This window comes from Solihabitans fulvus, from assembly GCF_008386585.1.
In the GTDB taxonomy this organism is placed as follows: Bacteria; Actinomycetota; Actinomycetes; order Mycobacteriales; family Pseudonocardiaceae; genus Solihabitans; species Solihabitans fulvus.
In genome coordinates, this window is sequence record NZ_VUOB01000109.1 from 1 (window position 1) to 8,134 (window position 8,134).

Genomic DNA, 8,134 nt, shown 5'->3' on the forward strand with positions numbered 1-8,134 from the left:
CAAGCTGTCCACGGCGATCATCCGCGACAACCAAGCTGTGTATGTCGAGGACCTGTGTGTGGCCGGTCTGGGCCGGACCCGGCTGGCCAAGTCCGTGCACGACGCCGGCTGGGCCGGTTTCACCGCGATGCTGGAGTACAAAGCCACACGCTACGGGCGTGCCTTCGCCATGGTGGACCGGTTCTTCCCCTCCACCCGCAGGTGCTCGGACTGCGGCCGGATTGGCGAGAAATTGCCACTCAGCGTCCGGTCGTGGACCTGCCCCTGCGGGTCGGTCCACGACCGGGACGTCAACGCCGCCAGGAACATCAAGGCCGCCGGACAGGCGGACTTCAACGACCGTGGAGCGCGGGTAAGACCAGGACTCGTCCCGGCACCGCGCGGCGAAACGGTAACCCACCCGGACGCCGCGCGGTCCACGCGCGGCGTGGAGGGAATCTCCGTCCATCAGGGCGGAGAGGATGTCAATGGCCAGTGATGATCGTGACCGCGCGCGCCTTGGTGGCCTCGTCCACCTCGGGCAGCTCGTAACCTCGGCCGCGGATGTGCGCGAGCAGCTCGGGGTCCGGCGGCAGCCGGTACTTGCCGAGGTAGTAGCTGACCGCACCGGCCCAGATCCAGGCGCCGTCCGTGCGGAAGGTCAGCGGCACGGCGGGCGGCTCGTCTGGCGCGAGCTCGTCCGTGTCGTAGCTCCGCGCGGCGAGCACGATGGGGGCGCTGTCCAGGTACGCGAGCAGTCGGTCACGCTCATCGGGCGCCAGCGGCGGCCGGTCCGCGAAGGGCCGCCCGGTCGGCGCGGTGCCGTCGAACACCTTCGCGGTGCGCAGCGCTGCTTGGGAGCCACCCGCCTGAGGCACGCCCTGCTGCGGGACACCCTCCTGCGGCATCCCCTGCGCGGGGAAGCCCTGCTGCGGCGCGCCCTGCGCGGGAAACCCGTGCGGCGGTGTGCTCTGGGACGGCCCGCCCTGAACGGGGAAACCGGGCGGTGGCGTGCCCTGCGGCTGCCCGCCCTGCTGCGGAACGCCCTGCTCAGGGAAGCCCTGCGCCGGGAAACCCTGGGGCGGCGGCCCCTGCTGCGGAACGCCCTGCGGTTGCGCGCCTTGAGGCGGGAACCCCTGCTGCTGGTCGCCCTGCGGCGGGAACCCCTGCGGTTGACCACTCTGCTGCGGGAACCCCGGTGGCTGGTCGCCTTGCGGCGGGAAGCCCTGCTGCTGACCACCCTGCTGCGGCACACCCTGGGACGGCGTGCCCTGGGGAGGCGCGCCCTGCGGCGGCGTGCCCTGGACCGGCTCGGGCGGCGGCGGGGGAAGCGGCGGGAGGCCGGCTCGCTGCCGCAGCCAGTCCGGGATCCGCTCGTCGGCGCGCGGGAAGGTGCGCAGCTCGTCCTGGAAGCCGATCGGCGGCGGGGCGTTGCGCCACGGCGGCTCGGCGTCGGCGCTGAAGTCCACGCTGTAGTCGCTCGGCGCGGTCAGCTGGTAGATCGCGCTCAGCCAGGTGCCGACGCCGGGCAGGTACATGCCGGCCCGCAGCTCGCCGAGCATCTGCACGACCTCCATCGGCGGCCGGATCGGGCGCGGCACCCGGTCCGGCCCGGCCACGAAGATGTCCACCTCGATGTGCCTGCCCGCGGCCCGGTACTCGGCCCGCACCTGCTGCCAGTCCGGCGGGAGCGCGCGCAACAGCGCCCGCCCGATCTGCCGGACGAGCTGATCCTGCTGCGCCTGGTCCATCTGCACCGGCGGCTGACTCATGCCCTGATCCTCTCAAACGCCCCCACGGCAGCCGATCACCCTCGCCCGCCGGGACGGTGGTGACAGGCAGCCCGTCTTCGCTCTCAGCGGCACGGTATCGGACGCCGCGCCACGATGCCGGACCTATCGGTCGGAGGAGTCGGACGTCTCTCCGTCGGCCGGCAGCTTCGCCCGGAACCAGTCCGGGATGTTCTCGTCGGTTCGGGGGAAGCGTCGAAGCTCGTCGGTGTACGCCTCGGCGGGCGGCGGCGCGGGCGCCCACACCGGCTCGTTGCGCCAGTTGTAGTCGATGGTGAAGGTGTCGGGGGCGTCGATGCCGTAGCGCGCGGAGAACCAGGTGCCCAGCCCCTCGCCGTACATCCCCTTCCGCAACCGGGCGAGCAGCCGCCAGGCCTCCGTCGGCGGCTCCCAGACCTGCATGCCGCGGTCCGGGGTGCGCACGCCGACGCCGACGTCGATGTGCCGGCCGATGGCCTTGTACTCGATCACCAGCTGCTGCCAGCCAGCGGGCAGCGCGTCCAGGAGCAGGAGCGTCAGCTCGTCCAGCAGTGCTCTCTGCTCGACCGGGTTCAGCGGCTGCCTCGGTGCGGTCACTGTGCGCCGCCCTCCTCACGGTATGCGACGGCCTCGACGAGCTTCTCGCGAAGCCAGTCCGGGGTGTTCTCGTCGCTGCGGGGGAACTCTTCGACGTCGAGCGCGAACACCGTCGGCGGCAGCGACGGCCACCACTGCGGATCCTCGTCGAAGTTGAAGCTGATCTCGCGCTCGTCGGGCGCGGTCAGCGCGAGCGTGGCCGAGAACCACGCGCCCCTGTCCTCGTCCTCCTCGTACATCTCCGCACGCAGCTCGGCGGCGAGGTCGGTGAGTCCGGCCGGCGCGGAGACCGCGGGCATGCTGCCGTCCGCCAGCCGAACCATGATCTCGAACTGGAAGGCGACCACGCTCGCCCACACCTTGACGTCGATGCGGGCCCAACCAGCAGGAGCTGCGTCGGCCAGCTTGGCGACCATCTGGTCGATGAGCTGTTCGGGGTTCATGTCCTCTTCCGCTTGTATTTCACCTTGGGGCCGTAGTTGACGTCCTCCGGCCTGTTCGGGAAGACCCGCTCCATCGTCTTGGTGACGGGCACACCGTCGGGTCCCGGTCCGGTCTGCGTCCAGCGCATCGTCACCTCGGCCGGGACGCCGTCCTCCCGGCGCGTCATCCTCACCTCAAGCTGGTCGATGCTACAGCCGGGAGTCTTGCCGTAACTGGCGAGTTCCTCCTCCTGCCTCCGCCAGGACGCCGCGTTGATCCAGCCGTCCTTGTCATGTCCGCTGTTGGAGGCGTTCATCTGCGGGAACATGTTGACGTACTCGCCTGGCGCGTCTCCCTCGTTCGGCCCGAGGTGACCGCCCGCCCATTTCGTGTCCTCGTACTCGGTGCCCGCGTAGGCCGCGCGCCCTTCGCCGCCTGCCCGACCCTGCGCGCTGTAGTCACCGGAGTCGTCCCGATAGTTGCCGTCCGACTTTTGGTACGAGGGCTTACCGGTCATGGAGTCGGTCTGGCCGTGTTCGTCGGTGTGGAACGTCCAGTTGTCGTTGACGCGGTACTTCACGTCTGGCAGCAACGGGTAGCCGATGTCCGGGTTGAACCCGATGACCGTGCCGTCCGGAGCCTTCTTGAGGCCGCCTTCTGCCTCGACCCATTTCACCTTGCCGTGCTCGTCGGTGAAGAACGAGGTCTTCAGGCCGTTCTCGTAGGTCACGTCGTACCGATAATGGGCCTTGAGTTCCTGCTCGGCCAGCACCGTCGGCACTTCCGACGGGTGCTCCACCGGTGCGCCGACCGGCGAGCGGTCGCGATCCGGCGTCGGAGCCTTGATGTCCATGGGCGAGTCGGGAGGGTGGTCGAATGTTTTGTCGTGCGGCCGATCCCACGGGACGAACTCGGACTCTCTCGGCAGCACCTCGTGCGCCTTCGGCACGGGGTCGTACTCGGGATCGTCCTCGTGCGGGTGTTCGGGTTCGGCGGCACGCGCCCGCGCATCCACCGGGTGCTCGTTGAGATCGTGGTGTTCGTGGCCGGGTGGGAAGCCGTCGTGGCCGACGGTGTGACTGGAGCCGTCCGGATGGAACGTCTTCCACTCGCCGTCCGGCGGCCACTTCGGGTGCAATTCCCCGTTGGGGCCCTTGGTGTAGCCCGTGGAAAACACCCGGCCCTGGGTGTCCGACCACACCGGCTTGGTCGGGGCGATGACCGGCACGCCGAGTTCCTTGGACAGGTCGTGCGCGAAGCCGTCCGGGAGCTTGCCCGTGTCGCAGCCGATCAGCCGAATGGGAGTCTTGCCATCCCAGTTCGGGTTGTTTCGCATGTACTCGGCGAACTCGTGCGCGTCGTAGGTCCGGTCGCCGACGACCATGCCGTGCGGACCGCCGTGCCCGTCAATCGTGTGCGCGTGCGGGTCGGGAGGCACCAGACCCGCCAGGTGCTGCATTTCCGCGTCGTTCCCGTGCAGTGACTCCCCGGCCTGCGTCCTTGTGCTGTTCGCCTGCGCGTACTCGACGTTGGACGGCTGCTCGCCCTTGCCGGCGGCCCCGGGATCGTGTTGGTGGTTCGGGTCGTCGTGGTGCTGGCGGGGCTGGTTCTCGTTGGTGCGGTGCGGTTCGGACCCCGGGTGGTCCTGCTGGCCGAGCCGCCTCGGCTCCTCGCCGGGGCCGCGCGCGCCGGCATCAACCGGATGTTCGTTGCCAGGGTGCGATTCGCCGGGACGGCGAGTGCTGGGATGCGTTTCGGCCGGGTGCGTGCCGTTGGGACGCGGTTCGTTCGGGTGAGCCGCGTTCGGGCGAGTTTCGTTGGGGTGCGCGCCGTTGGGGTGCGGTTCGCCTGAGTGAGGGGTGTTGGGGCGGGTTTCGTTGGGACGAGCCGCGTTCGGGTGCGGCTGGTTCGGTCGAGGCTCGCTGGAATGCGGTTCGCCGTGGCGGGGCGTGTTCGGGCGTGGATCGTTGGGGTGGGTCGCGCTGGGGTGTGGTTGGTCTGGGCGCGGGGTGTTGGGGCGCGATTCGTTGGGGCGCGGCGTGTTGGGGCGTGGTTCGTTGGGGTGCGAGCCGGTTGGACGCGGTTGATCCGGGTGCGTGCCGTTCGGGCGCGGCTCGTTGGGGTGAGGCGTGTTTGGGCGCGGTTCGCCAGGGCGCGGGGTGTTGGGGCGTGGTTCGTTCGGGCGAGCCGGGTTGGGACGTGCTTCGTTCGGGTGAGCCGCGTTCGGGTGCGGCTGGCTCGGGCGTGGTTCGTTGGGGTGCGGTTCGCTGTGGCGGGGCGTGTTCGGGCGGGTTTCGTTGGGGCGTGGCGTGTTGGGGCGTGGTTCGCCAGGGCGCGGGGTGTTGGGACGGGCTTCGTTCGGGTGAGCGTTGTTCGGGTGTGGTTGACCCGGCCTGGGCGCAGTGGAGTGCGGTTCGCCGGGGCGCGCTGCGTTCGGGCGCGGCTCGTTGGGGTGGGCGCCGTTGGGGTGTGGTTGGTCTTGGCGTGGCGTGTTGGGGTGCGGTTCGCCGGGGCGGGAAGCGTTGGGGCGTGGTTCGTTCGGGCGGTGTGGTGGGCCGCCGGGACGTTCGCCTCGCGGTGCGGGCATGGTCGGGCGGCTCTGCGCCCCGGTCGGCCGTTCCCCCGGTCGGCCGGTTGGGCCGGGGCGCTCGTGCGGTGGCGGGACCGAAGCTCCCGGTGTGCCCGGCCTTCCGGTCCAGCCCTCGCCGCCGGGACGGCCGCCCGCGCCGCCACCGGACGGCGCGCCGCCGCCTCGCTGCGCCCCGCCGGGCATGCCGCCGCCACCCATCGGTGGTTGTCCACCGGGCGAAGCGCCGGGAGACGTCGACGGGTCGCGGTGCGGCTCGGCCGCCGGTTGGCTGTGGGTTGGCTGCGGCTCCGTCGCGACTCCGGCGGAGGCGACCTGGGTGTCGCGCGGCTGGGACACCTCTCCGCCGGGACCGCCACCCTGCGAACGCTCTGCGGGCGCACCGCCGTAGCTCCGGTCGTGCGGACCGTCGTCCAGACTCCCGGTCATCCGGGTGGACGCGGTGGGTTCGTTGGCCGCGCGGCCGGTCGATGGCCCGCCGACGGGTGCCGGGTCGTGCTGCGACGGTGCTGCGGAGCCACCCTCGTGCGTCGGTTGTGCGGCCACGCGGTCCGCGGGCGCGCCGTTGGGGTGCGGGGCCGACTCCGGCGCGTTCCCGCCCGACGGGCGGTCGCTCGGCGCCGAGCCGCCCGAGGGATGTGCGGCGGGCGACGGGTCGCCACCGCCGGAACGATCCGTCGGCGAGGACCCGCCGTCGGATGGGCGGTCGGTCGGCGTCGAGCCTGTCGGGTGTTCAGTGGGCGTCGAGCCGGCGGGGTGTTCAGTGGGCGTCGAGCCGGCGGGGTGTTCCGTGGGGGACGAGTCTGTGGGGTGTTCGGAGGTCGGGCCGGTGGCACGGTTCTCCGTTGGCGACGAGCCGCCGGACGGGCGGTCGCTGGGCGACGAGGTTCCCGATGGATGGTCGGCCGACGAAGGGTGTTCGCCCGGCGCGGATCCACCGCCGGGATGCTCGCCAGGCACCGACCCCGCTGGATGGTCGCTTTGTGTCGAGCCGGCGGGATGGTCGCCGGGCGTCGAGCCGGTCGGACGCTCACCAGGTGCGGAGCCGGCCGGATGGTCGCCTGGGGTCGAGCCGGCCGGGTGGTCACCAGGTGCGGCGCCGGCTGGGTGGTCGCCTTGTGTCGAGCCGGCGGGATGGTCGCCGGGCGTCGAGCCGGCTGGGTGGTCGCCTGGTGTCGAGCCGCCGGGGGAGTGTTCCGGGCCGCCGGCATGCCCCGGCGAGTCGCCCGCGCCGCCGCCATGACCGGCGGGATGCTCGCCGTCCTTGTTGGTGCGCTTGACAAAGCCGATCTGCTGCTCGTGTCCGCCCATCCCGTGCTTCTCGGCGAGCTTGAGCTTCCCGCCCGTGACGTGGTCGATGGCGCCCTTCGCCTTGCGCGACGCGCCGTCGACCTTCGAGTGCACGGCCTTCTTGAACTTCTTGAGCAGCGCGATGACCTTCTCGAAGACCTCGATCAGCTTCTTCAGCAGCGGAGAGGCCTTCTTGAGGGTCTCGATCAGGCTCTTGAGCTTGTTGGCGATCTTGGTGCCGTACTGGGCGATCGCGCCCATCGCCTGGGCCACCACGAGGGGAGTGCCGAAGCCGAGCGAGAAGACCTCCTCCAACACCCAGGAGATCAGCTTGCCGATCAGCTCGGCGATGGTGTCGCGGACGAACTGGCGCACGAAGTCGACGACCGCGCCCATGATGGTGACCGCGGTGCTCACGCCCTCGGCGAGGTCGCCGGCCCCGTTCAACGCCTCCGTCTGCGCCTTCGCGGCCGCCCGGTAGGCGTCGGCCGCCTGGCCCTGCCAGTCGGCGGTCTCCTGCTGCACCGCCGCGGCGTAGTCGGTGGCGACCTGCTTGAGCTCCTTGGACACGGAGCCCCACGTGGCGCCGTAGGACTGGATCACCGGCGGGTTGCCGGCCAGCCAGTCAAGCGCTTGCTTGAGCGGCTGGAGGTGCTCCATCAGGAACGCCGCAGCGGACTGCATCAGCACACCGAACGGGTCGACGGCCAGCGCGACGGCGTCCATCGCGAAGCTGGCGATGCCCAGGCCGGCGTCGACCCAGTTGCCGTCCTTGATGCCGTTGAACGCGTCGACGGCATCGGAGGCGACGGCGACGCCGGTGGCCCAGCCCTCCTGGCCGGTGCCCTGGCCGAGCGCGTCGCCGCTGTCCCTGGCCGCGCTGACGACGAGCGGGTTGCCGGCCATCACTCACCGACCTGGAACAGGGTGGCGTTGGTGCCGTCGATGTCCTGGTACGACGCGGCCGTGTCGTGCACGTTCGCCGCGGTCGCCGTCATCGCGTCGACCGCGCCGTTGAGGCCGCCGATGCCCTTCTCCTCGGTCGGCTTGAGCAGCAGTGCAAAGGGCCGGCACAGGATGCCGTAGGCGTCGTCGGACATGGTCACCTGGTGCGCCGCGTCGACGGCCGACCGCAACCGTTCGGTCAGTTGGTCCAGCGTGTTGCCGTGGGCGTCGAGATTCTCGCTGACGACCTCAAAGCTGTCTCCCATTGCAGGTTCCCCCGGTGCGCCGCTGGATTACGAAAGAAAGGACTGGTCGTCTCGCCAGTCATCCTCGTCGGGACGAGCGGGACGGGGCCGGGGCGGCGCCGGGCGGGGAGGCGGCGGCGCGGTGGTTTCCTCTTCGGAACCGATTCGGATGTCCCTGGTCAGTTCCGGGGCGGCCGGTTCCTCTTCCGGTGGCGGCGTCGGGAATTGTTCCTTTGCCTTCGCGAGAATCGTGTTGGCGGTCGAGTCCTCGGTGCCGAGTGAGGTGATCTCACCAGGAT

At 71.0% G+C, this 8,134-nt stretch carries 6 protein-coding genes and 1 pseudogene; 1 reads left to right on the forward strand and 6 read right to left on the reverse strand.

Going from position 1 to position 8,134, the window contains the following annotated elements:
• Window positions 1–478: RNA-guided endonuclease InsQ/TnpB family protein (locus tag F0L68_RS40095; RefSeq protein ID WP_223199569.1), on the forward strand; the 478-nt coding region annotated here is incomplete at its 5' end.
• Here the strand turns inward: F0L68_RS40095 and F0L68_RS42960 are convergent.
• The 6 genes and pseudogenes from F0L68_RS42960 to F0L68_RS44000 all read right to left on the reverse strand — a co-directional run.
• Window positions 465–1,751 carry a hypothetical protein gene (locus tag F0L68_RS42960; protein WP_188317096.1) on the reverse strand — a complete coding sequence of 429 codons (1,287 nt, stop codon included), beginning with the start codon at window positions 1,749–1,751 and terminating at the stop codon, window positions 465–467. The two genes, F0L68_RS40095 and F0L68_RS42960, sit on opposite strands and share 14 nt — an antisense overlap.
• A gap of 123 nt (window positions 1,752–1,874) precedes the next feature.
• On the reverse strand, window positions 1,875–2,345 hold the full coding sequence (locus F0L68_RS40105) for a hypothetical protein (RefSeq protein ID WP_149855159.1): 471 nt from the start codon (window positions 2,343–2,345) through the stop codon (window positions 1,875–1,877).
• The gene (locus tag F0L68_RS40110; protein WP_149855160.1) at window positions 2,342–2,788 is read right to left on the reverse strand and encodes a hypothetical protein; all 447 of its coding nucleotides are present in this window, start codon (window positions 2,786–2,788) and stop codon (window positions 2,342–2,344) included. Before F0L68_RS40110 ends, F0L68_RS40105 begins: the two co-directional genes overlap by 4 nt.
• A complete protein-coding gene (locus F0L68_RS42965) occupies window positions 2,785–7,551 on the reverse strand; it encodes a DUF8616 domain-containing protein (RefSeq protein WP_188317097.1) in 4,767 nt (1,588 codons plus the stop codon). Before F0L68_RS42965 ends, F0L68_RS40110 begins: the two co-directional genes overlap by 4 nt.
• On the reverse strand, window positions 7,551–7,856 hold the full coding sequence (locus F0L68_RS40120) for a type VII secretion target (protein ID WP_149855161.1): 306 nt from the start codon (window positions 7,854–7,856) through the stop codon (window positions 7,551–7,553). Before F0L68_RS40120 ends, F0L68_RS42965 begins: the two co-directional genes overlap by 1 nt.
• A gap of 27 nt (window positions 7,857–7,883) precedes the next feature.
• Window positions 7,884–8,134, reverse strand: a pseudogene (locus F0L68_RS44000) (YbaB/EbfC family nucleoid-associated protein); the annotation flags it as partial.